Source organism: Helicobacter brantae, assembly GCF_003364205.1.
Classification (GTDB): Bacteria; Campylobacterota; Campylobacteria; order Campylobacterales; family Helicobacteraceae; genus Helicobacter_G; species Helicobacter_G brantae.
The window spans coordinates 1-25,946 of sequence record NZ_NXLV01000006.1; the positions used below are offsets into that span (position 1 = coordinate 1).

25 protein-coding genes are annotated in these 25,946 nt (G+C 39.3%); 7 read left to right on the forward strand and 18 right to left on the reverse strand.

The window, feature by feature from the left end:
• Positions 1–3,656, forward strand: a 3,656-nt coding sequence (locus CQA58_RS04240) for an autotransporter outer membrane beta-barrel domain-containing protein (protein WP_115569486.1), incomplete at its 5' end; no start/stop codon positions are given.
• Between the two features lie 28 nt (positions 3,657–3,684).
• Here the strand turns inward: CQA58_RS04240 and mnmE are convergent.
• From mnmE to CQA58_RS04305, 13 genes are all read right to left on the reverse strand, one after another.
• Positions 3,685–5,034, reverse strand: a complete 1,350-nt coding sequence (mnmE, locus tag CQA58_RS04245; protein WP_115569487.1) for a tRNA uridine-5-carboxymethylaminomethyl(34) synthesis GTPase MnmE — start codon at positions 5,032–5,034, stop codon at positions 3,685–3,687.
• Positions 5,015–5,779 carry a Jag N-terminal domain-containing protein gene (locus CQA58_RS04250; protein WP_115569488.1) on the reverse strand — a complete coding sequence of 255 codons (765 nt, stop codon included), beginning with the start codon at positions 5,777–5,779 and terminating at the stop codon, positions 5,015–5,017. The genes mnmE and CQA58_RS04250 overlap by 20 nt, the downstream gene beginning before the upstream one ends.
• On the reverse strand, positions 5,776–7,392 hold the full coding sequence (gene yidC / locus CQA58_RS04255) for a membrane protein insertase YidC (protein WP_115569489.1): 1,617 nt from the start codon (positions 7,390–7,392) through the stop codon (positions 5,776–5,778). The genes CQA58_RS04250 and yidC overlap by 4 nt, the downstream gene beginning before the upstream one ends.
• Complete coding sequence (gene yidD, locus CQA58_RS04260) at positions 7,392–7,760, reverse strand: membrane protein insertion efficiency factor YidD (protein WP_115569490.1); 369 nt, start codon at positions 7,758–7,760, stop codon at positions 7,392–7,394. The genes yidC and yidD overlap by 1 nt, the downstream gene beginning before the upstream one ends.
• The gene (rnpA, locus tag CQA58_RS04265) at positions 7,753–8,151 is read right to left on the reverse strand and encodes a ribonuclease P protein component (protein WP_115569491.1); all 399 of its coding nucleotides are present in this window, start codon (positions 8,149–8,151) and stop codon (positions 7,753–7,755) included. Before rnpA ends, yidD begins: the two co-directional genes overlap by 8 nt.
• 2 nt (positions 8,152–8,153) lie before the next feature.
• The gene (rpmH, locus tag CQA58_RS04270) at positions 8,154–8,288 is read right to left on the reverse strand and encodes a 50S ribosomal protein L34 (RefSeq protein WP_027327788.1); all 135 of its coding nucleotides are present in this window, start codon (positions 8,286–8,288) and stop codon (positions 8,154–8,156) included.
• A gap of 69 nt (positions 8,289–8,357) precedes the next feature.
• The gene (locus CQA58_RS04275) at positions 8,358–8,747 is read right to left on the reverse strand and encodes an ExbD/TolR family protein (RefSeq protein ID WP_115569492.1); all 390 of its coding nucleotides are present in this window, start codon (positions 8,745–8,747) and stop codon (positions 8,358–8,360) included.
• A gap of 1 nt (position 8,748) precedes the next feature.
• Positions 8,749–9,171: a TonB-system energizer ExbB gene (exbB, locus tag CQA58_RS04280; protein WP_115569493.1), complete on the reverse strand. Its 423-nt coding sequence runs from the start codon at positions 9,169–9,171 to the stop codon at positions 8,749–8,751.
• An 8-nt stretch (positions 9,172–9,179) separates the two neighbouring features.
• A complete protein-coding gene (smpB, locus tag CQA58_RS04285; protein ID WP_115569494.1) occupies positions 9,180–9,632 on the reverse strand; it encodes an SsrA-binding protein SmpB in 453 nt (150 codons plus the stop codon).
• Positions 9,632–10,402, reverse strand: coding sequence for a 4-(cytidine 5'-diphospho)-2-C-methyl-D-erythritol kinase (locus tag CQA58_RS04290; protein WP_115569495.1), 771 nt, complete (start codon positions 10,400–10,402; stop codon positions 9,632–9,634). Before CQA58_RS04290 ends, smpB begins: the two co-directional genes overlap by 1 nt.
• Entirely contained in the window at positions 10,399–10,629 is a 231-nt protein-coding gene (locus tag CQA58_RS04295) for a carbon storage regulator (protein ID WP_115569496.1), read from the reverse strand. The genes CQA58_RS04290 and CQA58_RS04295 overlap by 4 nt, the downstream gene beginning before the upstream one ends.
• A complete protein-coding gene (gene truB / locus CQA58_RS04300) occupies positions 10,623–11,453 on the reverse strand; it encodes a tRNA pseudouridine(55) synthase TruB (RefSeq protein WP_115569497.1) in 831 nt (276 codons plus the stop codon). The genes CQA58_RS04295 and truB overlap by 7 nt, the downstream gene beginning before the upstream one ends.
• Entirely contained in the window at positions 11,450–12,103 is a 654-nt protein-coding gene (locus CQA58_RS04305; protein WP_115569498.1) for a non-canonical purine NTP pyrophosphatase, read from the reverse strand. Before CQA58_RS04305 ends, truB begins: the two co-directional genes overlap by 4 nt.
• A 122-nt stretch (positions 12,104–12,225) precedes the next feature.
• Here CQA58_RS04305 and CQA58_RS04310 point away from each other — a divergent pair, with 122 nt between their 5' ends.
• Positions 12,226–13,533, forward strand: a complete 1,308-nt coding sequence (locus CQA58_RS04310; protein WP_115569499.1) for an MFS transporter — start codon at positions 12,226–12,228, stop codon at positions 13,531–13,533.
• Positions 13,534–13,566: 33 nt separating this feature from the next.
• On the opposite strand, the gene CQA58_RS04315 is transcribed toward CQA58_RS04310, so the two are convergent.
• From CQA58_RS04315 to CQA58_RS04330, 4 genes are all read right to left on the reverse strand, one after another.
• A complete protein-coding gene (locus CQA58_RS04315; RefSeq protein ID WP_115569500.1) occupies positions 13,567–14,508 on the reverse strand; it encodes a hypothetical protein in 942 nt (313 codons plus the stop codon).
• A 79-nt stretch (positions 14,509–14,587) separates the two neighbouring features.
• The gene (locus CQA58_RS04320) at positions 14,588–16,339 is read right to left on the reverse strand and encodes an ammonia-forming cytochrome c nitrite reductase subunit c552 (protein WP_115569501.1); all 1,752 of its coding nucleotides are present in this window, start codon (positions 16,337–16,339) and stop codon (positions 14,588–14,590) included.
• Between the two features lie 18 nt (positions 16,340–16,357).
• Positions 16,358–16,864 (reverse strand): cytochrome c nitrite reductase small subunit, encoded by a 507-nt coding sequence (nrfH, locus tag CQA58_RS04325; RefSeq protein WP_115569502.1) that lies wholly within the window; start codon positions 16,862–16,864, stop codon positions 16,358–16,360.
• A 143-nt stretch (positions 16,865–17,007) separates the two neighbouring features.
• Positions 17,008–19,650 (reverse strand): autotransporter outer membrane beta-barrel domain-containing protein, encoded by a 2,643-nt coding sequence (locus tag CQA58_RS04330; RefSeq protein ID WP_115569503.1) that lies wholly within the window; start codon positions 19,648–19,650, stop codon positions 17,008–17,010.
• 147 nt (positions 19,651–19,797) lie between these two features.
• Here CQA58_RS04330 and CQA58_RS04335 point away from each other — a divergent pair, with 147 nt between their 5' ends.
• Positions 19,798–20,244 carry a hypothetical protein gene (locus CQA58_RS04335; protein ID WP_115569504.1) on the forward strand — a complete coding sequence of 149 codons (447 nt, stop codon included), beginning with the start codon at positions 19,798–19,800 and terminating at the stop codon, positions 20,242–20,244.
• Between the two features lie 34 nt (positions 20,245–20,278).
• Here the strand turns inward: CQA58_RS04335 and CQA58_RS04340 are convergent, their stop codons facing one another.
• Positions 20,279–21,724, reverse strand: coding sequence for a DEAD/DEAH box helicase (locus CQA58_RS04340; protein WP_115569505.1), 1,446 nt, complete (start codon positions 21,722–21,724; stop codon positions 20,279–20,281).
• 222 nt (positions 21,725–21,946) lie between these two features.
• On the opposite strand from CQA58_RS04340, the gene CQA58_RS04345 reads away from it, so the two are divergent.
• The 4 genes from CQA58_RS04345 to mqnF are packed head-to-tail and all read left to right on the forward strand — an operon-like array spanning position 21,947 to position 25,906.
• A complete protein-coding gene (locus CQA58_RS04345; RefSeq protein ID WP_115569506.1) occupies positions 21,947–22,666 on the forward strand; it encodes a cytochrome c biogenesis CcdA family protein in 720 nt (239 codons plus the stop codon).
• A gap of 10 nt (positions 22,667–22,676) precedes the next feature.
• Positions 22,677–23,867: an amidohydrolase family protein gene (locus CQA58_RS04350; protein WP_115569507.1), complete on the forward strand. Its 1,191-nt coding sequence runs from the start codon at positions 22,677–22,679 to the stop codon at positions 23,865–23,867.
• A complete protein-coding gene (mscS, locus tag CQA58_RS04355; RefSeq protein ID WP_115569508.1) occupies positions 23,868–24,668 on the forward strand; it encodes a small-conductance mechanosensitive channel MscS in 801 nt (266 codons plus the stop codon).
• Complete coding sequence (mqnF, locus tag CQA58_RS04360; protein WP_115569509.1) at positions 24,665–25,906, forward strand: aminofutalosine deaminase family hydrolase; 1,242 nt, start codon at positions 24,665–24,667, stop codon at positions 25,904–25,906. The genes mscS and mqnF overlap by 4 nt, the downstream gene beginning before the upstream one ends.
• Positions 25,907–25,946: the final 40 nt, after the last annotated feature.

Below are 25,946 nucleotides of genomic sequence, written 5' to 3' on the forward strand. Positions count from 1 at the left end.
GAAGCATTACCCTAAGTAATAGTGGAGCAAATAATGCAACTATTGGGGAAAATGGAACTCTCACATTGCAAGGTGAAAACAATCAGCTCACAAGTGTAAGCTCTACTACGAGTGGAACACTAAGTCTTGATGGAGCTTCAAATGAAAATGGAGTGAGTGCTAGTGTTTCAAATGCGATTACAGGCAATAGCACTACTCTAAACTTCAATGGAAGAACAGATAAAAAAGCAGAGATGACTCTAAATGCTAGTGGTAATTTTCTCAAAGCAATCACTTTAGGAAGCAATGCAGTGGAGAATAAGCTTATCCTCACTCAAGGAGATACAAGTATTGAGAGTGCTGTAAATGTAGGGGCAAGTCAAGCTCTTGCTTTTGATTTGGCAAATGGCACGACTTTGGCACTCTCACAAGGGCTTTCATCAAGCAATGGTGGAACTTCACTTTTCAATGTCAAAGATAGTGCCTCTTCGACAATCAATGGAAATATCACTTTGAGTAATAATGGAGTAAATAATGTAACTATTGGCAATAATGGAACTCTTACTTTGCAAGGTGAAAACAATCAGCTCACAAGTGTAAGCTCTACTACGAGTGGAACACTAAGTCTTGATGGAGCTTCAAATGAAAATGGGGTTACTGCTAGTGTTTCAAATGCGATTACAGGCAATAGCACTACTCTTGATTTCAATGGTGCAAATGGCAAAAAAGCAGAGATGACTCTAAGTGATGGTGGCAATTTTCTCAAAGCAATCACTTTGGGAAGCAATGCAGTGGAGAATAAGCTTATCCTCACTCAAGGAGATACAAGTATTGAGAGTGCTGTAAGTGTAGAGGCAAATCAAGCTCTTGCTTTTGATTTGGGAGATGGTGTAGAGCTTTTATTATCCAAAGGAATGCAATCTGTTGGTAAGTCCTATATCACTATCCCAAGCAATTCTTCAGCCTCAATCAGTGGGGAAAATGGAAATATTGAAATTGATACAATCAATCTTGGAAATATACAAGGACGATTAAGAAGCTTAAATGTTTATAGCACACTCACTCTCAACAATCCTCAAACTACAACGATAAAAAACTTCAATCCCATTTCAGATACAAGCTCTATAATACTAAAGAATGGTGAGGTGGTAATCGCCAACCCCCTATCCATCAATCAAGACAAGATACTCAATTTCACTTTCAATCAGCCCTCAACACTTACTTTTGAGAAAAATATTAGCAACAATGGAGTATTGAGATTTAACTTTAATGAGAGTGGGATTCTTGTCCTCAAAGAAGTATCACAAGAGAATAGTAAAGCAATTTTTGAAATCAATCTTGGAAATGAAAATAACTCTGGCGTTAATGCAAGTATAGAAGACAACACGCCTATCTCCAATCTCAGTATCAATATACACTCCAAAAATACAGCACTGCAATATGGCGACACTCAAGGATTGATATTCTCTCAAGGCACAAATGAAATCACCTTTATGGGAGATCAAACAAGTCTTGAATGGAAAAATCTAAATGGAGCAAAACTCTCATCTATTCAAACTACAGGAGGAATAACAAATGTTTATTTCAATGGAGTAAGCACAGAAATTGACAAAAACAACTATGCTCTTCTTGATTGTGGGCTTGAAAACAATGGTGGAGAACTCAACATTGTCTTAGGTTCAACGACACAAAACTCCATCCAATCATCTCATGCCAAAATCAATAATGACATTATTACCACCAACAATGCCAAGACAAAAATTTCTTTTGGAAGTGAGGGAAACATCTTGTTCTTAGGTGGGAATACCAACACAATTTCTGCAATAGAAAACTACTCTAACTCCACAAATAATACAATTTCACTTGCCAATATTGATGAATTTGGCAATGATTCTGTTGGCAATAGCACTAGAGGAGAATACAAAACACTTCTAATCAATGGAGATAATGAGGCAATCAAGGGGGAAAATCTCCATTTTGTTGTGTATGTCAATCCAGATTCTGCTCAAAGCTCCAACCAAACACTCATCTATGGAGATAGAATTATTATTGACACAGAAGCAATTGGAAAAGAGTCAAAAAATCATAATCTAAGCGTAGTATTTTCAAAGGGCACACAACTTAGTGAGCTAGAAAATCTCAAAAGAGGAATATCTATTGCGACTGTCAAAAAACTCTCCACTAGAGCCACATCTGACACTTCAGAAGATGCACTCATTTTCAATTCTGAAGAAAAAGCAATTTTTGGTTTTAATCTTGCGACACTTAAATTCAATCCTGTTGAAACAGATATTAATGGACAAAGTGGAAGTGGATATACAACATATTTTCTTACAAAAGCAATCAATAATGGTGTTATTGTAGCCGAGCAAGAAATCACAGCCACAGCTTTCACTCTCAATTATGATTTATATATGGCAAATCTTAACTCTTTGAATAAAAGAATGGGAGAATTGCGTGAGAATAATCATAGCCAAGGAGTATGGGCAAGAGTCTTTAATGGGGCTTTGAGTAATGACTTTGGACTAGGAAGTAAGAGCAATTACACCACTATTCAAGCAGGATATGATTATGCTTTTGGGTTTGAGGGAGCAAATAACTATCTAGGAGTAGCTCTCTCTTATGCACTCTCTACTTCTACTTCAAACAACTACGCCTTTGACGAAAATAGACAGAAAAGAGGGATTGATGGGATTTATAGCAATGCAGTAGAAGTGGCTTTGTATAACTCTTATGTGAGTGATAGGGGTTGGTATAATGATAGTATTGCTAAGTTTAGCTATATTATGAGCAAATTCAATATCAATAATCTCAACAACAATACTTCTACAAGCAATGATACTTCTAACTTCGCTCTCACTCTTAGTGATGAAGTGGGATATGTCTTTAAGCTTGGAGAGAGTAAAGAGTGGAGTATCACTCCTCAAGTAGAAGCCACATTTGGATACTTTAATCAAAGTAATTTCAAACAAACCTTGGTTAATTCTAGTGATTTCCTCAATTCTAGTGCTGATGCAGTATTGACTTTGAGAACTAGAGTGGGAAGTGCATTTGGCTATGACTTTAAAGCTTTCACTCAAAAAGATACTTTCAATGCCTCACTTTATGTAGGAGCATTCTATGAGTATGATTATGTGAGTGGGGGAGAGATTACAATGAGCACAAATTATATAGACAAACAAAGCAATAAGCTAAGTGATATTAGCTCTGATGGAAGAGTGGTGATGAATGTAGGAACTAATATGTCTATCAAAGACAATACTAGAATCTACTTTGATTTTGAAAAAAGCTTTATGGGGAAAATCAATACTGATTATCAAGTCAATGTGGGAGTGAGATATAGCTTTGGAGAGAGTGATGGATATAGCCCAATCCTTGAAAAAGCTGATTACAAAGCACCACTAAAGATTGAAGGGGAAGAGAAAGAGGGGGAAGAGAGCAAAGAAAATAAAGAGAATGGAGAGAAGATAGAGGGCAAAGAGAGTGAGGGGGAAGCAAAAAGCGATAAGACAAAAGAGAGTAAAAGCGATAAAGCAGAAAATACAAAGACAGAAAAAGATTTAAAAGAAAATATGCAAGAGCAAGAAGAAGCAAAACAAACTTTAGAGAAAGAAAGCAAGACTATCAAAAACAATGCTTCAAAAGATAAAACAACACAAAGAGGCGAGAAAAAATAAGAGGTGATTGCACCTCTTCCCCCCCCCCCTATTTCCCCAAACAAAACTCACTAAACATTTTATCTAGCAAATCTGCTCCATCATAGGGTTTGGTAATCTTGCCAATACTCTCAATCGCATCTCTGATATTATAAGAAAACAACTCCAAACACCCATTATCTAGCATTGTCTTAGCTTCCGTGAGATAGCTCAAAGTCTTTTGCACACTCTGAATCTGATTGGCACTTGAGAGGATAATCTCACTGCTCTCACTCCCCTCTAATATCCCTTGCAAATAGTTTATTAACTCTTTGATTTCTTTGTTTTGTGCTGAGAGGGAGAAAGAGGGATAAGGCAGGGTATTGCAAGATTTTTGAGGCAAATCGGATTTATTGAAAATGCTGATGATCTGCTTATCACCCTGCTCTCTTAAAAGCTCTATGATCTTCTCATCTTCACTATCAAACTCTCTGGAGCTATCAAAGACAGCCAAAACAATGTCGCTTTTCTCAATCGCTTCTTTGCTTTTGGCAATCCCAATATTTTCAATCTCATCACTACTCTCTCTAATCCCTGCTGTATCAATAAGTCTTACTTGTGTGCTTCCGATATTTAGCACTTCCTCAATCGTATCTCTTGTCGTCCCTGCAATATTGCTGATGATAGCTCTATCATAGAGAAGCAAGGCATTAAGCAAAGAACTTTTTCCTACATTGGGTTTGCCCACAATACAAAGTGAAAACCCCTCAAAGATTCCAATCCTAGCTTTGGAGTGCATCAAAATCTCTTCTAATCTCTCATAGAGCACATCAATCTTTTGATGAAGGTTTTGAAGTGTATCTTCTGGGATATCTTCCTCACTATAATCAATCATTACTTCACTATAAGCCAAAACTTCATACAAACTCTCTCTTGAGTTTTCTACAAACACACTTAGCTCGCCTTTGAGCTGTCTAAGTAGAGTTTTTTGAGCTTCAATACTTTTAGCCTCAATGAGCTTTGCCACAGCTTGGGCTTGAGAGAGATCAAGCCGACCATTGAGAAATGCTCTTTTGGTAAATTCTCCATTTTCAGCCAATCTCGCCCCCAAATGCACCACCTCTTCAAGTATTCGCCTCACCATCATATTCCCCCCGTGGCATTGGATCTCACACACATCTTCTCTAGTGTAGCTATGAGGGGCTTTGAAATAGATGACTATCACTTCATCAAGTGCTTCTCCCTCTCTATCATAGAGGGTGCAAAGTGTGGCATAACGAGGGGTGAAAGAAGTTTTTTTGCTTAGGGTTTGGATAATTGAAAGGCTTTGCTCTCCACTAATCCTCACAATCCCCACAGCTCCACCCCCCAAAGGTGTGCAAATGGCTGTAATTGTAGAGCTATTTAGTTCTAAACTCATTGATAGATATCACGCTCTCAATCTCTGAAACTTGCTTGATGATGATATATTTATCAGGAATTGCCTCACGAAATCTCCTTAGAGCGATACTTGCTGTGAGGGGATCAAAGGCACGAGATTGAAAAAATGTGCGAGAGATGATTTGATTGTAGTTTTCTTCCAAATATTCCTCAATCTTTTTTTCTTTGTTTTTGAGAAAATCTGCAATCTCAAGTCTCAATCCCATTCCATACTCTTTTTTGATCCAAATCGCTAGGAGATGATAGATTGAACTATATCGATAACCTCTCTCACCAATTAGCAATCCACAATCTGCTCCAAAAAACTCAATATGGACGACTTCTCCCTCTACTCTTACTTTGATATTTTCAATCTCATAGGGTAGAAGTGCAAAAAGCTCATTGACTTCTTTAGTAAGCTTTTTGGCAATTTCTGAAGGGGTAAGCTTCTCTTGGAAAAAATTTTCCTCAATTTGAGAATAAGGACTTTTGGGGCTTTGGCTATATTCCTCTTCAAAAGAGCTTATATCCTCAAATTCTTTGCTCTCCTCAACTTTGGGAGAAGCAACTACCCCTTGCCCTCCTCTCTTTCTAGCGACGATGATTCCATCTCGTCTGCCAAATCCCAAAAAACCATTTGAGGGCTCTAGGGCGATTTCATATTCTAGCTCTTCTTGAGGGCAACCAAAATACACTGAAGCATTTTTGAGGGCTTCTTGGATTGTAGGAGCATTAAATCGTTTCATTTTCTTGCCTCCTTTTGCTTAGCTACAATGCGATTGATAAGCATTTGTTGTGCGATTGAGAGGAGGTTATTCACGCTCCAGTAAAGCACCAATCCTGCAGGGAATGGGAAGATGATGAAAAAGATTGTGAAAAATAGTGGCAAAAGCTTGAAAACTTTTTCTTGCATTGGATCAGTATAGGTTGTGGGCGTCATCATTTGAGAGATATACATCGTAATTCCCATCACCAAAGGCAAGATATAGTAAGGATCAATCACAGAGAGATCGTGAATCCACAAAATCCACGGCTCAGCCTTAAGCTCCACAGCACAATATAACACTTTATAGATTGCAAAAAACACAGGGATTTGAAGAAGCAAGGGCAAACACCCTCCCAAAGGATTAGCACCATTTTTCTTATAAAGCTCCATAATGTGCTTTTGCATTTTTTGTGGATCATCTTTGTATTGAGCTTGAATCTGCTTCATTTCTGGAGCTAATTCTTTGAGCTTTTGCATTCCTAACATTCCCTTGTAGCTAAGTGGGAAGAGTGCCACACGCACCAAAATTGTCAGCAATACAATCGCCCATCCCCAATTTCCGATGAGATTATGCAACACTTCCAAAAGCAAGAAAAGAGGTTTGGCGAAAAATGTAATCAGTCCATACTCTACCACATCTGTAAGTGGGGGATAGAGAGCTTTGAGTTCTTGATAGTTTTTTGCTCCAATATAGCCATCTACACTTCCATTGCCTTGAAGTGAAACAAAGGCAATAGGGCTTTGAGCTTTGATATTTCCATCTACAAGCACATCAAGTTTTTTTCCACCTTTATCAAACAAAATACTTGCAAAATAGCGATCCACACTTGCTACAAATGTAGAGTCTTTGAAGTTTTCTACACCTTCAACATCATCTTTCTCAAACTTCTCTAATGTCCCTCCATCTTTTTGCACGATTGTTCCCAAAAAGACATAAGTATCATTCTCTACCATTGGTCTTGCACCATTGGTGATGAAGTATTGCATTGAAGGGTTGCTTGCAATCAGCTCAATTTTGTAGCTCAAATCAGGATTGATTGTAAGAATTTTTTTGAAACTTTCTTTTCCTAGAGTTTGCACTAGCTCTATTTTGATAGGCTCTTTATCCAAAATTACTTCTTTGCTTGAGGTTTGATAAGCGTTTTTAAATGCCAATTCATTGAGGGCAGTATCTGAAAATCTTACTTCAAGTGGGCGAATAGATTGTGAATCAAAAAGAGGCAATCTATCAGGCAAAGTTACATCTTTTTTCTTACCAAAGAGTTTGGAGAGAAGATTTTCTTGAGGGGGTGTGATGAATTTCTTGTCTTTAAGATAGACTTGAGCGATTCTTCCAAGCGTATCAATCTCGATATCAAAATCTTTGGATTTTACGATTGTCAAAACTTCAGTTTTTGAAACACTTTGCATAGAGGTATTTTGCACAGGAGCTTGTGCGACTTGATTGTCTTGTGGGAGTGCTTGAGCGGTTTTGCTCTCTTTCTTTTCTTGTGGGAAAAAATAGGAGTAAATGCTTAGACACAAAATTGTCAAAGCGATAGCCAAAAGCATTTTGCTAATGGAAGTTGTATTTTCTTGATTGGGTGGTTGCATTACAAATCCTTAATAATATAGGCTCGAATCTTAATCGGCTTGCAAACAAAAAATGATAATTTCAAAGGCTGATAGGGGATAATCCAATACTTAACCCCTCTAGGTGAGGAATAAATCCTTTGGATTTCAATCCAAATACAAGGATAATCATATCCACCCTTGAAAAATTGATTGCATTTAAAAATCCTTATTATAGAGAAAAACAAAGCATAAAAACTAGGAGTTAGCTCAAAAAGTGTCAAAGAATAAGAAGAGCAAGTGGGATGAAACCGACAGCTTGGAGCAAAAAGAGGAGAAATCCATCGCTGATAAAACCTCACCACCCCTCTAAAAATCGCCCTTATAAGCTCATCTGCTCTTCTAAGCACTCTTTTTCCCTGCCACTTTTGGCAAAAAGCCTAAAATCTCTTTCTCCATTTGTGCATACTGCATTGCACTTACTCCATCTTTTGCCATAAAGATGATAATCGTTTCAGGGAAAAGATGATGATATTGACGACAAAAAGCTCTAAATCTTCGTTTGATTTTGTTACGCTCTGGGGAATTGCCAATTTTTTTGGAGACACTCAATCCCAAAAAAAACTTTTCTCTAGCATTACAAAAAGAAGAGAGGATTTTTTTCTCTTTGTAAGAAAATTCTCTTTTTTGCAATGAAGGATGAGAGAAGTTCAAGACATAGAGGTTGAAAAACTCTCCATAATGTCTTCTCCCATTTTTATAAACAAAGTCAAATTCAGCTTTGTTTTTGAGTGTATTCATACTTATACAGAAAGTCTTTTTCTACCTTTTGCTCTTCTAGCATTGATAACTTTTCGACCATTCTTTGTCTTCATTCTCACACGGAATCCGTGAGTTCTCTTGCGAGGTGTATTGTGGGGCTGATAAGTTCTTTTCATTCTTAATCCTTTGCTTAATTTTACAAAAGTGTAATTATGCCTTGTTTTGCTTGAGTTTTGGTGTAAAAATTATTTTTTTTGCTCTTTAACCAAAATATAGACTTCATCAAGCTTGTTTTTTTGCAAAAGTTGCATAACTTGCACAAAAGAATCAAACTCGCTTTTTCTATCCCCTTTTAGCACGATATGAGTCTTTTTATCCAAACTTGCCACCCTTGAGCTTAGTGTAGAAAACGCCACCCTCTCATCTCCCCAAAAAAACTTCCCACCCTTATCAATAGAGATGATGATTTCTTTTTTGTCAATCTTTTGACTCCCTCCCCCTTCTTCTTGGGATTTGGAAATGTCAATTGGGACTTTGCTTGTATTGACAAAAGTCGCACTTGTAAGCACAATCACAAGCAAAACAAGCATAATGTCAATAAATGGGACAAGATTCATTGAATCCATTTTTTTCATTTTATGCCTTTGCTTCTGGGTAGTGATAAATCTCCCATTTTTTGAGGATTATCTCTGATTTTCTTAGCAATAGATTGTAAGACACGATAGAGGGAATCGCCACGATTAGCCCCATTGCTGTGGCTTTGAGAGCCAAAGAAAGCCCTATCATAATGCTTTGAGTATCTGTATTTGCTCCAAGCTGTGAGAAAGTTACCATAATCCCTGCCACAGTTCCTAGCAATCCCACATAAGGAGCATTTGAGCCAATAGTGGCAATGAGTGTCAAACGCTTATGCAAATCCATCTCTAGCACTCTTTTATCATCATAATCACTCACTCTCATTGTCGCATAAAACCATATTCGCTCTAGTGCAATTCCTACTACAATCACACTCAAAAAGAGCAAAAACCCTAGCACCCCATAATCAATCATCTCTTTCATTTTCTATCCTATTTGTAGTTTTTCAATGCCATTTGTGCTTCACGATCCAAGATTTTTCTCTTGAGAGTTTCCCTTTTGTCGTGGAGATTCTTTCCTTTGGCTAATGCAATTTCGATTTTTACTTTATTGCGTTTATTAAAATAAAGCACCAATGGGACAAGAGTTAGCCCCTCCATAGAGATTTTTCCTAGCAATCTATCTATCTCTTTTCTATGGAGCAGTAATTTTCGCTCTCTCCTCTCATTGGGCTTGAAAAATGCGTGAGTGGTTTGCAAGTGAGAGATATGAGCGTGGAATAAAAATGCTTCAGCTTTGATGATTTTGATAAAGCTATCTTTGAGATTGACTCTCCCTGCCCTAATCGACTTGACTTCAGAGCCACTTAGCACCACCCCTGCCTCATATTTCTCCAAAATCTCATAGTCAAAAAATGCTTTTTTATTCTTAGCAACGATTTTCATCACAACCCTCTCACTCTAAAAAAGCTACTCCCACTCCCACTAAAAAACCACCCCTCTCCTAGCTCTTCTCTCACTGCTTTAAGCATAGGATATATTTCAAGTGCTGGGGTAAATAAGTCATTAAGCTCAAAAGGAGAGTAACGACTTAAAAGCTCAATGCTAGAGAGATTGAGAAGCTCTACTTTTGGCTCTGCTTTGATTCTCCCACTCTCCAAAAGCCTATCAAAAGCTTGATACACCTCTCTTGTATCACAAAAAATCTTTGGGGTAAAAATCTCATAAATATAGTGCGTGTTTTCTTCAAATTCTTTGACAACCTCGCCACAGCCCATTACATTGGCACTCTCAAACTCATTGACAAAAAAGCTCACATCAGATCCTACCTTTGGAGCAAGGTTTTCTAAATCCTCTTTAGAAATCTCTAGTCTTCTTGCTATCTCAGAGAGGAATGCTCCTGCATTGGCACTCCCTCCTCCAAGCCCTGCACCTTGAGGAATGCGTTTTTCCACCTCTACTCTAAGGCTTTCAAGATAAGTGCTATGTTGAGGAAAGGCACTCTTTAGCACTTCTTTGGCTTTGAAAATAAGATTTTCAGAAATACAGCAAGGAAACTCTCCAATAATCTCAAAGCTACTTCTCCCCTCTAAAATCTCCATTTCATCATATAGCTCTCCTTTGGCTAGGACAAAGCGAGAGAGTAAGGGGTGCATTTTGTTAGGAAGTGGGGGGAGAATATTTAGAAAAATATTGAGTTTGGGATAGATTTTCATTTTTTGATATGTTTAGAAATTGCCTCAAGTTGTTCATCATTGAGCAATGTTGTTGCTCTCTTGTTCTCACACACGACTGCTTCTTTGAGCTCAGAGCGTAAAATCAAAGTTTGAGGAGGAGCATCAAAACCAAGCTTGACATTTCCTTTATCGATTGAGATGACTTTGATGATAATATTATCTCCTATCACCACACTCTCTTCTTCTTTTCTTGATAAAATTAGCATTTTGGAATCCTATTTAAACGATATTTTAATTCTCCACTTTCATTAACCTCAATTATAGAGAAAAAATCATCAAAAACAACCAAATAAGGTGTATTACTCTCTAGCTTTTGAGATTTTAGTGTGATTTTTTTGCCATTTGCTATCTCTTGATGATATTTGTCTAGATTGATTTGAGGCAGTGGAAGATGAGAGAAAATATCAAGTTTGACTAGCTCTTCTCTTCCTAGCTTCACACTCCCCTCCTCTATCCTCTTCAATGCACTCAATGCCCCATTGCACCCTAGCTCTCTAGCTATCAGCTCCCCCAAGCTTCGGATATAAGCTCCCTCACTGACTTTGGCTCTGAAGCTTAAAAAGGGGTGGTTATAAGAGAGAAGTGTAAGCTCAAATACACTCATCACGCTTTTTTCAAGCTCAAACTCCACCCCCTCTCTAGCTAGTTCATACGCCCTCTTCCCTCCAATATGTTTGGCACTAAACTTTGGGGGAATGTAGGTAACTTCTCCTAAAAATTTTGCAAAAACTTCTCTAATCCTCTCTTCTCTCACTTCCTCTACACACTCTACCTCACTCACTCTCTCAATATCCAAGCTTTCACTTTTTGCCCCTAGCCAAAGCGTGGCTTCATAGACTTTGGAAGTTTTATCTAGATAATCAAAAAGCCTTGTATATGCTCCCACACCCACAAGCAAAAGCCCTGAAGCAAAAGGATCAAGTGTGCCTGAGTATCCGCATTTGCCTAGTTTGTATTTCCTTTTTAGCCTTGTAAGAAATTGATTGGAGCTTATTCCTGCAGGTTTGTTTGCTCCAAAGAGTGCATTCATAAAATCCCTTTGAGAGAATCTTTGAGTTTTTGGAGTGCGTGATAGCGATGAGAGAGGGTGTTTTTCTCCTCAATCTTATCAAGTGTAATCTCATAGCCATTGGGGACAAAGAGTGGATCATAGCCAAAGGCTTGAGGATTGAGAGAAGAGAAAATGACTTTCCCCTCTAGCTCTCCACTGCACTCTCTCTCTATCCTCTCCCCTCTCACTCTCCCACATACAGCAATAGCACAAACAAACTTCGCTCCACTCTCACTCACCCCACTCTCCCTCAAATACTCCAAAAGCTTAAGATTATTTGCCTCATCACTTCCCCCCTCACTTGGCACTTCAAATCTCCCCTCTCTTAGCTCCTCAAGTGAGGCAGAGATAGAGCTAAATCGTGCTGAATAGATTGAGGGCATACCTCCTAGAGCTTCTACACACAATCCACTATCATCAGCCACTACTAGATAATCCCCCACTCTCTCCCCCACTCTCTCCTCAATCGCCCTAGCCTTAATCCACGCATTTTGCAAAAAACTTTTTCCATTTTCTACAATCTCAAACTTCCCCAAAATCTCCTCATAACTCACAATCTTCTCATACCCCAAAATTGCTTTGAGTTCTTTTATCTTTTTGGCATTTGCACTAGCTAGAATGATTTGCACTTTTTACCTCTTAAAGTTTTTGAATTAAGGCGTGATTCTATCCAAAAACTAAAGCCCAAACTATTATTACTACTTTTGAGATACAATCGCAATTTTTTAAACCCACACTTATAAGGAAAACAATGAATCTACTCAAACAAACTTTGCCCCTCACGCTCATTTCTTCATTGCGTTTTTTGGGGCTTTTTATCGTAATGCCTACAATTTCAGTATATGCAATCTCACTAGGAGCTTCTCCTTTAATGGTGGGACTTGCAGTGGGTGGATATGCCCTTACTCAAATTCTATTTCAAACCCCTTTTGGAATACTGGGTGATAAGTTTGATAAACGCTATGTGATTGGCATAGGGCTAGTTATCTTTATACTTGGCTCTTTGATTTGTGCTTGGAGCGAGAGTGTTTATTGGCTTGTAGCAGGGAGGTTTATCCAAGGTGTGGGAGCGATAGCAAGTGTGATTACAGCCTTTATCTCCGATCTCACACCTGAGGAGAGTAGAACCAAAGCAATGGCAGTGATGGGAGGGGGAATCTCTGTAAGCTTTTTGGTAGCAATGCTTGTAGGACCTTTGATTGGGGGATATTTTGGGCTTAAGATACTTTTTTATATTGCAGGGCTATGCTCTCTACTTGCCCTATTTTTGCTCATCTTCAAAGTCCCCACTCCCCCAAAAATCAGCCATTCTTTCACAGCCAAAGAGCAATACACCCACTACCTCAAAGACAAAAACCTATGGATGATGTATCTGAGTTCATTTTTGCAAAAAGCTCTTATCAATCTTGGGTTTGTCATCATTCCTTTGGTGTTGCATACAGATTTTGATTTCTCTACAAGTGATTTATGGAAATTCTATGCCCCTGCAGGAGTGCTAGGAATCTTTGCGATGGCTCCTGCAAGTATTTTTGCTGAAAAATATGGATATTACAAGAGAGTGATGATTGCAGGGATTGTAGCTTTTGCTCTATGCTTTGCTCTCTTTTGCTATGCAGATTATTTGAGAGTATTGTGGATTTTTGTAGTAGGAGTATTGGTGTTTTTCATTGCACTTGATATCCACGAGCCCATAATGCAATCTTTGGCAAGTAAATATCCTAGCTCATCTCAAAGAAGCTCGGCACTAGGGCTTTTTACTTCTTTTGGATTCTTAGGTTCATTTATGGGGGCATTGCTAGGAGGAGTGCTATATAGTCATATTGGGCTTTTTTGGCTCTCTTTGCTTACAGGACTTGTGTGTGTGGCTTGGATACTTTCTTTAGCTTTGATTCTCAAAAATCCCAAAAAGCTCAAAACTCTCTATCTCTACAACACCCCACTCTCTGCCAATCTTGAAAATCTTGAAGGAATTATTGATTATCACTATACCTCTGAAGTGCTTTGTGTCAAATACGATCCTGCACTCATAGATGAAGAAGAGATAAAAAAGGCTCTTTAAGCCTTTTTACTCCACCCCTTTTAGAGCAAAGTCTTACTTTGCCTTCTTTTCAACCTTGGTTTCAAAGTCGTATTTTTCAACTAAAACATCAAGAATGCCATTGCCCCCCATTTCAATTATCTCTTGAGGAACAATAATACTCTCTTCTCCTTTGGCTCTGATGTAAATTCGCATTTCATCTGCTTCACCTAGCACCAATGCTCCTGCTCCTGCGATTATCTCTTGAATCTCTTTATTGCCCTCAAATTGCATCATACTTGCCCCTATCATTATGTTTGCCAACCCTAGATATTCCTTTTTACCCAATCCACCATATTTGCTTTTGACAATCTCATAGACTGCTTGGCTTAAGTCTTTGGAAGTAAAGGTGAAAATAATATTCTTCACTTCCATTTTTTCACTCAAAAAATCAAGATTGGAAATTGAAGCAAAGAAACCTTTGGTTTTGAGTTCATCAGAGACGATAAAGGACTCAAACTCTTCTTGATAATTGACATTCTCTGCCTCAAGCAAAAGTCTTGTATCGACTTTATATCGCTCCTTGTCCTCTGCTGAGAGTTTGAGGCGCAAATTGATATGATGAGGGAATAAGGCTTGGATATACTCCTCAATCTCCTCAATCTTTGGAGGCAACACATCAGAATCTAGCACAAAAGCCAAACTCTTGAAATCAAATTCATCTGCTTTTAACACAATGTTTTGAAAACTCAAATTCTTTTGAGAGAGAAGAGAGGAAGTGAAAGCCACTTCTTTGCTTTTGCATTCTACAAACACTAGCCCACTGCATTCAAAAGGCTGAAAGCTCACTTGCACCCCTTCACTCTTAGATTTCAAAGCAAGAGCGGTAAGCCTAGAGTTGAGAAGCTCTTGAGCTTGGAGTTTGAGAGTGTGGATTTTATACAATCCCACTCCTCCTAGAGCCAAAATAATACTTAGTCCTACGCACAAAAGTGCGACAATCACGCGTCGATTCATTAAAAACTCCTAGAAAAAATAAAGGGGATTATATAGAAAGTTTGTGAAGATACTCCCCCAAAGGGGAAGCTAAAGATTTTTAGTGCTTTGCTTGATAGAAAGGCTCTTGGGCAGTTTTGCCTTTTGAAGCTGCACTGATTGCTTTGTAGTTGTAAGGAACAAGATTTTTATCAAGCTCTAGCAATTCTTTTGGAGCGTTATCTTGAAGTGGCTCTTCATAGTATCGCTTACCATCGATTTTTACAGGGCTTGGAGCAATCTTTCTCATATCTTCAAATCCAAGATTGCTTGGAGTGATTTTGATACCATATTTTGCACCAATAGCCACGACTTGCTCTTGTCCTTGTTTTGCAAACTTCACACCTTGAAGAGAGATTCTAGCTGCTTCTCTTGGATTGTGGAATCCTGAAGAGTTTTCAGCATTCATAAAGTCTGCTCTGATTTGGCTCTTTCTGTGAAGCTCAAGTGCAGGTTTGACAACTTTTGTGATCGCTTTTTCTTGCTCTGCTTTGTCTTTGATTTTTGCAAACTCAGGCAATTTGGCAAGTTCAGCTCTCAAAGTCGTAATATCTTTGATTAGACTTGCCACTGCATACTCAGCACTTCTAATGTCATAAGCTGTGGTTGTTTGAATATCAAAGACTTGCTTTTTGAGGTATTCCTCACTTTGAGTATGGCAAGACTTACAAGAGCTATTGACATCTAGCAAAGGAGAAGCGATGAAGTGATTTGTAACCTTCTTAGCACCCTCTCTCTTATAAGGCATATGACAATCAGCACAAGCTACACCATTGGCTGCGTGAACTCCACCTGAATAAAGCTCTGCTTCAGGGTGTTGCATCTTGATTACTTGTGTTTTTGTGGTAGCGTGGATAAAGTCTTGTGGGAAGCTATCTCTTACACTATCATAATATTCATCAAACATCTCAATTCTAAATGGCTCACCTTTTTTCCAAAACTTCCAAGGATAGAGAAGCTCGATACCATTGACTTCTTTATCAACGATAGTGTTTCCATCTTTAAGCTCTGTAACCTCTGTATAGTTGCTCTCAGCTTTGATTGTGATTTTTTTGCCTGTGGGTTGATTGTAGTATTCAACGTGGCATTGCATACATACAAGACTTCTCATCTCTTGGCGACTTGCTTTAACTCCGTGCTTTGAGTCTTTCTCATATCCACGAGATACAAGAGAGTTGATAGCCGCAGGACGAGTCACACGCAAACTCATATCATCAGGATTGTGGCAATCTGCACAAGTGCTTCCCATTTTTTTACCATGCACGGTATCTGGTCCATCCATAAGCTTGATGATTGTCCAATACTTCATAGTGTTGAATTCTACCCAACCAAACTTCTTGACTAGATTTTGGAGATTTCCTGTATGGCAGTTCATACAAGCACCGGGTTGTCCTCCAAACTTCTCCAATCCGTGAGAATTTAAGAATTTTTTGTTGTTTCTCAAAGTCTCCATTTGATCGATTTGTGTGTAGTAGTGGCTTCTGTTTTGATTGTAGTCAAACTTGAACGCATATCCATCCCAAAACATTGTGAGCTGTGGATAGCGATTGAGTTTGCTATAAGGATAGCTTCCTGCAAAGTTTGTCGCAGTATATGTAGAATCTTTCATCTTCATATACATATCAAGATACTCAGGGAAGTTTTTCCCCCACTCTGCAAAGTCAGGATTTTCATCGCTAAGCTTTACCAAATTTGCACTTCCTGCACTGAAAGTTTGGGCTTTCTTGGCACTAATATCAGAATTGAGCCAAAAAAGTCCGATTGCTAGTAGTCCAGCAATCATAGTAATGACTAATACTTTTCCTTTTCCCATTCTTTACTCCTTCTTGGGTTAAAAATCTCGTTTGTGTCCCACATCTTTATGACAAGACACACAACTCAAAGCATCTTTGCCACTATGTTCTGGGATAGTTGTGGCATTGACTGCATCTTCTGCTACTCTAGAGTGGCAATCTATACAGGTTTGCTGAATAGTCTCCTTGCTTTTCTTTGTCGCACTTAGATTGGTAGGCAAACTATCAAGCTTGAAGGTAAAAGCATACGCATGCCCTAAACCACTTTGAGCTTTGGCAATCCATTTAGGAATAAAGCTATGTGGCAAATGGCATTCTGCACAAGTTGCTCTAGGTTTTCCATTGACCTCTTTACTATGGGGACCACTCATATAGTCCGCATAAACCTCATTCATTATATGGCAGTTATTACAAGCCTTTGAATCATTGCTAAAGTAGGAGAAGCCATTGGCATTGTAAAAGGTATAAACCCCTCCAACCACAATGAAAACAACGAAAAATAATAAAAGTCCATATAGTGTTGAGAGAGACTTCTTATTCGCCATTAAGCCTCCTTAAAACTATATCCATCGCTTCGTTTCAAAAACGATTTTGAAATTATATGCCTATTGATTTCAAAAAATTCCACAAATTTATAGAAAATTAACAAAAAGTTAATGGGTGGGAAAATATGGATTGACTTTTTGAATCATTGCATTCCCCCTCTTGCATTTCCATAGATCATAGGAGTATCCACAGAAGGGAGATTTCTCTGATGTTTTGCCCCGATGGGGATTCTAGCTCCTGCACTGATTCCAAGAACTGGAGCGATTCTTCCACTAAATTTAGAAGAGATATCAAAATAAAACCTTGTCCCATTCATAAGAATCACATTTCCCCCTACTCCTAGCTTGAGATTGAAAATACCTTGAGGGGAGAAAGTGCCACTATTGTAAGGGGTGTTAAGCTCTAGGGTGTTTCCTGCATTGAAGGCATATTCCATTCCCACACTTGCAAACACATCTCCTAGCAAACTCTCACTATCAAATCTCTTGCCAAAATCCACAGAAAAACTTGGCGTGATAGGAAAACTCATCAAATACTTTGCCTCCACATCATAGCCACTGCTATGCCCTATCCTCATCAATCCACTTCCAAAAATCGCTCCAAAGTCAAGCCCAAATTGAGGTTTGAGATAGAAAAACCCATATCCTGAAGATTTGATGGGCAATCTCATTCTATAACCTAGCTCAAATGAGCCTAGCAGAGAGCGAGTAGAGAAGTCAAGATTATTTCCTCCAAAGTCTTGAGAGTAGAGAGCATATTGATGAGAGGCAAAGAAGTATTTCAAAAGCGTATCTGTATAAAACCCACTGCTTAAAAGTGAGGTGTGATAAAGAGAAAATCCATAAGCAAGGCTATTGCCACTATAAGCCCCCTCTTCTCCTAGATCTTGGATGGGCGTGAGGTTGAATGCCACTCCAAAAAAGTGCTTCCCTCCATACCCAAAGATTCCAAAATCACCCCCCAAAGTAATATCCTCAATATGAGTAAAGGCACTAATCTCTTCAGAAGTTTGAGAAGAGTAAAGGAGAGAATAATTTGTCTTGATATATGCCCCTGCTACGCTATCAAAATGCCTCAAATCCCCCATTCTCTGATGGAGCGTTTGGGTTTGGGAGATATAGGTTTTGTAGGGAATATTGTAGAGGGCATTGAGGGTTTTTGAGAGAAATGAGGGGCGAGAAACAGAAGCTTGTGCTTCATCAAGTTTGCCTATCACCCATTCATAGCCAATTTGTGTTCCTGTATTATCGGTAAGTTCTTCTTTGAGAAGATTTGTTTTGTAACTATAAAGCCCCACAGATGTGATACCACCGATGAAATTCCCTTCATTTGCCGTGCTAAGTTGTCTTGCCACCACAATCCTATCCCCCACCAAATCTTGAGAAAACAAATCTTGGTCAAAACTATCAGGATTCCAATAAATCTCTATGAAATGATTACCTTGAATTTTTTCTGTAATGATTTGATCTGTGGCGATTGTATTACCACTAGTATCCTTGCTCCAAAAATCACGATTGAATATTCCATAAAGCCTAAAAACTCCACTACTATTCCCAGAGATAAGTTTAGAGTTAAGAGTGATACGATTATTGACATCAAAGCGTTCAAAACTCCTCAAAGTGCCATTGAAATCACTATATCGCAAATCTATCACTCCATTATTTCCAAAAGTTACTTCATCAGCATACGCATTTTTATTGGTAATCCAAGTGCTTTGGTTAAGCTCAACGCTTGTTTTATCTTGTCCTCCACGATTGGGGGAGGTATAGTTGAAATTAGCATAAAGAGTTGAGTTTATGAGCGTAAGGTTTGTTTGGGCATTTTGAGTTTGTCCCAAAGTAGCCTCAAGCTTTGCACTAGAGTCCTGAAGAGAAAGAGAAAAGCTTTGAATATTGGCATTTGTGGGGGTAAGATATTGGAGTTCTATATTTGCAGTCGCACCATTTTGAAGAGTGAGGGCTGTAAAAGAGTTGTATGAAGCATTTCCAATATCTATATGTCCCTCAAAAATAGAATCTGGCGTTACGAGATTAATCCTTGTCCCCAACCCTTCAGTGTAGATATCCCCATACAACTTGACACTAAAAGGACGCCTATCAGGATTGACATTGATTGCTGCTCCAAAGTTCTCAAAAATCAAACTTCTTTTTTCTCCGATAGTTAGATCTTCAAACTCTCCTTGAGTATTTCTCAAATCCACATTCAATCCTGCCATAAACTCAATCGTCCCCTCAGCAAGAGCAGCACCATGCACCCCTGCAACAAAAAGAGAATGCACCCTGCTATCTTGAGCGAGAGTCACATTGACATTAGAAGAGAGAATGAGGGTGCTAGCCTCCATATTGACAATGTGTTTGGCGATAGTTTTTGTGGAATCAATATTAAGATTTACCACACAGCTTCCATCACTATCTGTGTATTTTCCACAAGTGAAAGAATTGATGATTTTACCCTCTGCCTTCTTTCTCCAATAAATTGGTGTTAGTCCCCCTGCGTTTGCTTGTGAAACATCAATATTGAGAGTAAGACTTGAAGCACCATCAAATTTCAAATCCCCTCCATAATACTGCCCTTCAAGGATTGGATCTGTGATAGTAGTGAGATTAAGTATCGCATCTTCTGTAAGCGTGATTTCTCTTCCCTTGATTGCAACTCCTGTGCCATCAACTCTTTTATCCACCTCTATGGGTTTGAGATCGCTCCAAGCTGTTCCAATCAATACAGCGTGTGAGGTGGAGAGCAAAAGAAGATTGGAGAGAAAAATCTTACTGATTTGCACGCTCATTTTTTCCTTATAAATTTTTAAATCCTATCACTAATCATAAGCAAAAATAAGTCTCTTTTACCCCCTATCTCTCATTATCCTTGCAAAAAGTTGCCTCTTTATTTTTATTTTCTTGTAAAATTTTACTTTTTTCAAAAAGGAGTTAAAATGATTACGCTTTACTATCTTGCACAATTTTACCCCCTTGCACTCTTAGTGCATTTGTTTTGTGCGATTTTCTTTGTGGGATATTTCCTTGTTGAGATTGTGTTGCTTAAGGCTGTTTATCCCAAGCTCACCCCTGAAGCCAAAAGTGTTTTTGGTGCTAGAAAAGTGAGAATGATTTTCATCTCTCTCTTGGTGCTTTTTATCAGTGGTGGAGTTATGGCAAGTGCGTATATTGGAGGAGAGAATGGCTATATGACAAACTCTTTGCAAACTCTCCTTTGTGTCAAAATCGCCCTCAGTGTGCTTCTAGTAGCTTTGGTGCTTTATTGGTATATCATTGTCAAGGTTTTGCAAAAACCACTTCCATTTAAAAAGCTAATGCACCCTCTCACCTTTATCTTACTTGTAGCAATCGTGGTGATTTCTAAGCTAATGGTTTTGGTGTAAAGAAAATCCCTTCTTGTGTCTTGGAGAGATACTCCTAGTATCTCCTCCCTCCCCTTGAATTCCCTCTAAACCCTCTTGAGTGTGAATCTCTTTGAGAGCCAAATCGTGAGTTTCCACCCTCTCTTCTGCGAGAATTGTAGTCTTGCTTTGGCTTCTTCTCTTGCTCTTGAAGTCGATTGATTTCTTGCTGATTTGGGCCAATCTTGCTCTTTGTCCCCTCTTTGAGGATATAAGAGATGAGTTTAAGGGCTGAGTTTGTCTCATCGTGTTTGTCCATTAGCTCATTATAAATATCCATTGCCTCATCTGCGATTTTGGTTTTGAGAATCTTTTGGACTAGCTCATTGTGGCTGACTTCATACACAGGCAACTCTTCAAGCTCTAATGAATGCTTGACTTCATCTTGGATACGCTTTAGCTCTTTGAACTCTAGTGGAGTGATGAGCGTGATTGCCATTCCCTTCTTCCCTGCTCTTCCTGTCCGTCCGATTCTATGCACATAGCTCTCAGGGTTGAGTGGGATATGATAGTTAAACACATGGCTTACATCACTGATATCTAGTCCCCTTGCTGCCACATCGGTGGCCACTAGGATATTGACTTTATTAGCCTTAAAGGCTCGGATAGAATCCATTCTAGCTCTCTGATCCATATCTCCATGCAATGCCCCTGCTTTGTATTTGGCTTCCACTAGTCGCTCTGCTAGGGCGTCTGCCTCTTTTTTGGTGCTAGTGAAGATGATACTTTTTTGAGGTGTGAAGACATCCATTAGTCGCACGATTGCCTCATCTCTATGCCCTTCATTGATGACATAACACTTCTGAGTAATATCGGTGTTTGTGATATTTGCAGGAGTGATTTTCACATATTTGGGCTTATCCAAAATCTTGTGGGCAAGTTTTTGGATTTGCTCAGGCATTGTGGCTGAGAAGAGCAAAGTTTGGCGATTGCTAGGGAGATAGGAGAAAATCTCTTCCACATCATCTAAAAATCCCATATCAAGCATTTCATCACTCTCATCTAAGACGACAACTTTTGGAGAGAAATTGGGGATTCTGTCATTCTTTAGATGATCAAGCAATCTCCCTGGAGTTGCTACCAATACTTGAGGATTATTCTCCAATAGCTCACATTGTCTTCTGATAGATTGTCCTCCATACACACACACCGTCTTAATTCGCAAAAACTTTCCTAGCTTAAACACTTCATCACTAATCTGCATTGCAAGTTCCCTAGTGGGCGTGATGACAAGAGCTTCAATTTCTCTATTTTTCTCAATCTGATTGAGGATTGGGATAGCAAACGCAGCAGTTTTCCCTGTCCCTGTTTGGGCTTGAGCGATGAGATCATCGCCTTGCAATGCGATAGGAATCGCTTGGGATTGCACAGGGCTTGGAGAGACAAACCCCATTTCTTTAATCCCCTTTAGCACCTCATTTCTCAACCCCATTTCTTCAAATTTCATATTTTCTTGTGACATAGCATTTCCTTAAACTTAGACTAAAACCAACCAAAAACAACTCATTTTTTTACTCTTTACTCAAAGTTATTTTTTGATAGATATTGTCTAAATTATATAACAGAATGTAACAAATGAGAGGGGGCTTTTAAAGTATAATTTCCAAATTTTTTAAAAACAAGCTTAATTTGATGAGATTCTAAAGTAATATTCTCATCAATCCTCTAAGATTAAGGAAAAACTTTGAATATCGATGAAAACCTACTTGTCAATCTTTATACCAATGCCCCATTTATCGCTAGTTTCCTAGCAGGTATCCTCACTTTTCTAAGCCCTTGTATCCTTCCCCTGCTCCCTGCGTATTTCTCCTATATCTCAGGGCTTTCTATCCAAGAGCTAAAAGAGAAGCAAAACACCCTCTCCTCCAAAGTGCTTCTAGGCTGTATCCTCTTTATCTTGGGCTTTTGCTCAGTTTTTATTTTGCTTGGAATCTTTGTCAATACTGCACTAGGCAAAATTTTCTCTCTCCCTCTTGCCTCTTATATTGCAGGAGCTGTGATTATCCTCTTTGGGCTTCACTTTCTTGGAGTTTTCAAAATCAAATTTCTCTACTCTACCAAACGCTTTGAGTTCAAAGGAAGCTCTTTTCTCTCTCCATTTTTGCTAGGGGTGAGCTTCTCTCTTGGCTGGAGTCCTTGTGTGGGGCCAATTCTTTCAAGTATCCTTGCACTCTCTACATTTCAGCAAAGCTACTCTCTAGCCCTAATTTTGGTGTATTGCTTAGGACTTGCTATCCCTTTCTTGCTTCTCTCTTTGTTTGTCAGCTCAGGGTTGAAGTTCCTCAAAAGCTTCTCCAAATACCTAAGAATCATCGAAATCATCTCAGGAATCTTGCTTATCCTCATCGGACTTGCTATCGCCTTTGGGAAAGTGGGAGAAATCAGCAATCTTTTAAGCAACTAAGGAGGAAAATATGAATATCCTAATCAAAAACGCCACACTATGCGATCATAGAGGAGAAAAAAAGGGGGATATAGAATTAGAAAATGGCAAAATCAAAACCATTTCCACTACCCCACTCTCTCCAAGCCATAGCCATACCCAAGTCATTGACGCAACTCATCTACACTTGCTCCCCTCACTCATCGATCTCAATGTCAAGCCCAAAAACTACAACCAAAACGAGCTAAAAAAACTAGAGAGAAAAGCCCTAAGTGGTGGAGTAGGCACACTTGCACTCACTCTAAGCAATGATCCCTCTCACTACCAATCCCTCTCACTCTTCAACCTCCAAAGCCCTACACACTTCTTGCACAACATCAGCCCCTATTTTGAGGGCAAAATCCAAAACATCTCCAAACTCCACAAAAGTGGGGGAAAAGCACTCAACTTCCCCTCAAACCTCTCAAGTAGCACACTAGAGTGTATCTACAACTATGCTAAACTCCTCAATATCCCCTGTATGTGCTATGCCTATGACAAAGATATGTCTTCTAAATCAAGCATTGAGAGTGAGCTAAGCTACAAAATGGGACTAAGCTCAATGCCCCCACATCTCCAAAGCATTGAGTTTGCTAGAATCTCTCAAATCGCTTCTTTTAAGCAAATCCCCACCTTGCTCCACTCTCTCAACGACCCTCACGCTCTCTCTATGAGCTATGCCAACCCCTTTCTCATCTCAGAAGTAGGAATCCACCACCTTCTCCTCAATGAAAACGCTATTTTGCACTATAACACTTGGGGCAAACTCAATCCGCCTCTTTGCACCCAAGACACCCAAGAAAAACTTCTCTCTCATCTTCCTCTCATTGACACCCTTAGCTCCACTCATCAAGAGTTTAGCTCCTCACACAAAGAGCAAACCTTTGAAGACGCTATCGGTGGGGTGGATTGCTTAGGGTTTTATTTCCCACTTCTCTACACCACTTTGTGTCAAAGCAATCTTCTCTCTCTCCCTGAACTTTGCAAAAAAACCTCACACACCCAAGCCTCTCTCCTCTCTCTCAACAAAGGAGAAATCACAGAGGGCTATGATGCAGATTTGATCTTGGTGGATTTAAATGAGAGCTTCACGCTAGATCACCCACTCTATACTGACAAGCTCCTCTATGGCAAAATCCACTCTCTCTTCTCTAGCAAAAAAGACTTTTACAAGGCAATCTAAATGGAATACATCACTCAGTTTTGGGAAGAATATCAAAATCACTTTTGGGTATTACTCAAAAGCCTTGCCTTGCTTCTAGGGGGTATCTATCTTGCCTATTTTTCAAGAATCAAGATAAAAAAACTCATCGGCAAAAAAGATGAGATTTTGGGAAATTTCATCTCTCAAGTCGCTTTTGTCTGCGTGATTATCCTCTCAAGCATCACAGCTCTTGGCACTCTTGGGGTGCAAACTACTTCAATCATCGCCGTGCTTGGCACAGCAGGATTGACAATCGCCCTAGCCCTCAAAGATTCTCTCTCTAGCCTTGCTAGTGGTATCGTGCTTATCATCTTACGCCCTTTCAAAAAGGGAGATTTACTAGAACTTGGCTCAATTTCAGGAAGAGTAGAAGCAATCAATCTCTTTCATACCACTTTGAGACTCCCTGATAATAAACTTGCAATCTTTCCTAATGAAGCTGTAACCAAAGGCGTGATTACCAACTGCACCGATGCAGAGAAAAGAAGGATTGAGTGGGTTGTGGGTGTGGGATACAAAAGCGATATTGAAGAAGTGAAAGCTATCCTTAATAATGTGATTTTAAATATTGATGAGATTTCTAAAGATCCCACCCCATTTGTAGGAGTAACCGAGCTTAGCTCTAGCAGTATCAACTTCTCTATCCGTATTTGGATTGAGAACAATATCAATATCTTTGCAGTGCGAAGCCAACTGATTGAAGAGTGCAAAAAAGCTTTGGATAATGCAGGGATTGAAATCCCTTATAATCAACTTGATGTGAGGGTGAGTAACAAATGAAAATCCTAGGTGCAAGTAAGCTTTTTTGCTGTGATGAGAAGTTTAGTATCATTGATAATGGTGGGGTGGTGTTTGAAGGTGGAAAAATCCTAGATTTTGCAACCTTTGAAACCCTCAAAGCCAAATACCCTCAAGCCAAAGCTTCATTTTATCCTGAGAGTGTTTTGCTTCCTGCTCTAAGCAATCCCCATATCCATTTTGAGTTTAGCAACAACAAAACCACTCTAGTCTATGGGGATTTTGGAGAGTGGCTAGATAGCGTGATAGAGAAGCGTGAGGGATTGTTTGAGGATTTACAAAACAGTATTCAAAGAGAGATAGACAACACCCTTAAGAGTGGGATAGCAAGTGTAGGAGCTATCAGTAGCTATGGTTTTGATATCGCCCCACTCTCCTCCTCTCCTCTAAGAGTGCAACTCTTCAATGAAGCCATAGGTTCAAACCCTGCCCTCATCGACGCCCTCTACTCCAATCTCTTAGCAAGATTGCAAGAGAGTGATAATCACTCAAGTGAGCGTTTTTATCCTGCCCTCTCTATCCACTCCCCCTACTCCACCCACAAGCTCCTAGCCCAAAAAGTAGCAGAGTTGGCTAAAGAGAGGGATTTGCTCCTCTCTGTGCATTTTTTGGAATCAAAGCACGAACTAGAGTGGCTCAATCACTCAAGTGGCTTTTTCAAAAGCTTCTTTACCAAGCACTTTGGCAACCCCAATGCCACTTCTACCCTTACCCCTAGTGAGTTTCTCTCCCTCCTTGAGGGCAATAAAGCACTTTTTGTGCATTGTTTATTTGCTGACACTCCCCTCCTAGAGCAAATCCACTCTTTGGGCGGAAAAATCATCAGCTCCCCACGCTCCAATCGATTGCTAAACAATGCTTATCTTGATTTGGATAGACTAAAATCCATCGGCTTACCCACTATCCTCTCCACTGATGGGCTTAGCTCAAACTTCTCTCTCTCCCTCCTAGATGAGCTACGCTACACCCTCTTTGCTTATCCTCAATACTCTCCCAATGAATTTGCCAAAGAGCTAGTTCTAGGAGTAACCAAACACAGCAATCAAGCCCTAGGATTTAATGGTGGAGAGATTGCCATAGGCAAAGACGCTGATTTAGCTCTCTTTGATATAGAGGGAATCTCTCAAAGCTCTCAAGAAGCCCTGAGCTTTATCCTCCACTCTCAAAAAGCTCAAGAGCTTTATATCAATGGGATTAGAGAATACGCAAACGATTTTTAGATAAAATCCCAAGCTTAAATGGGGTCTAAGCCCCAATTTC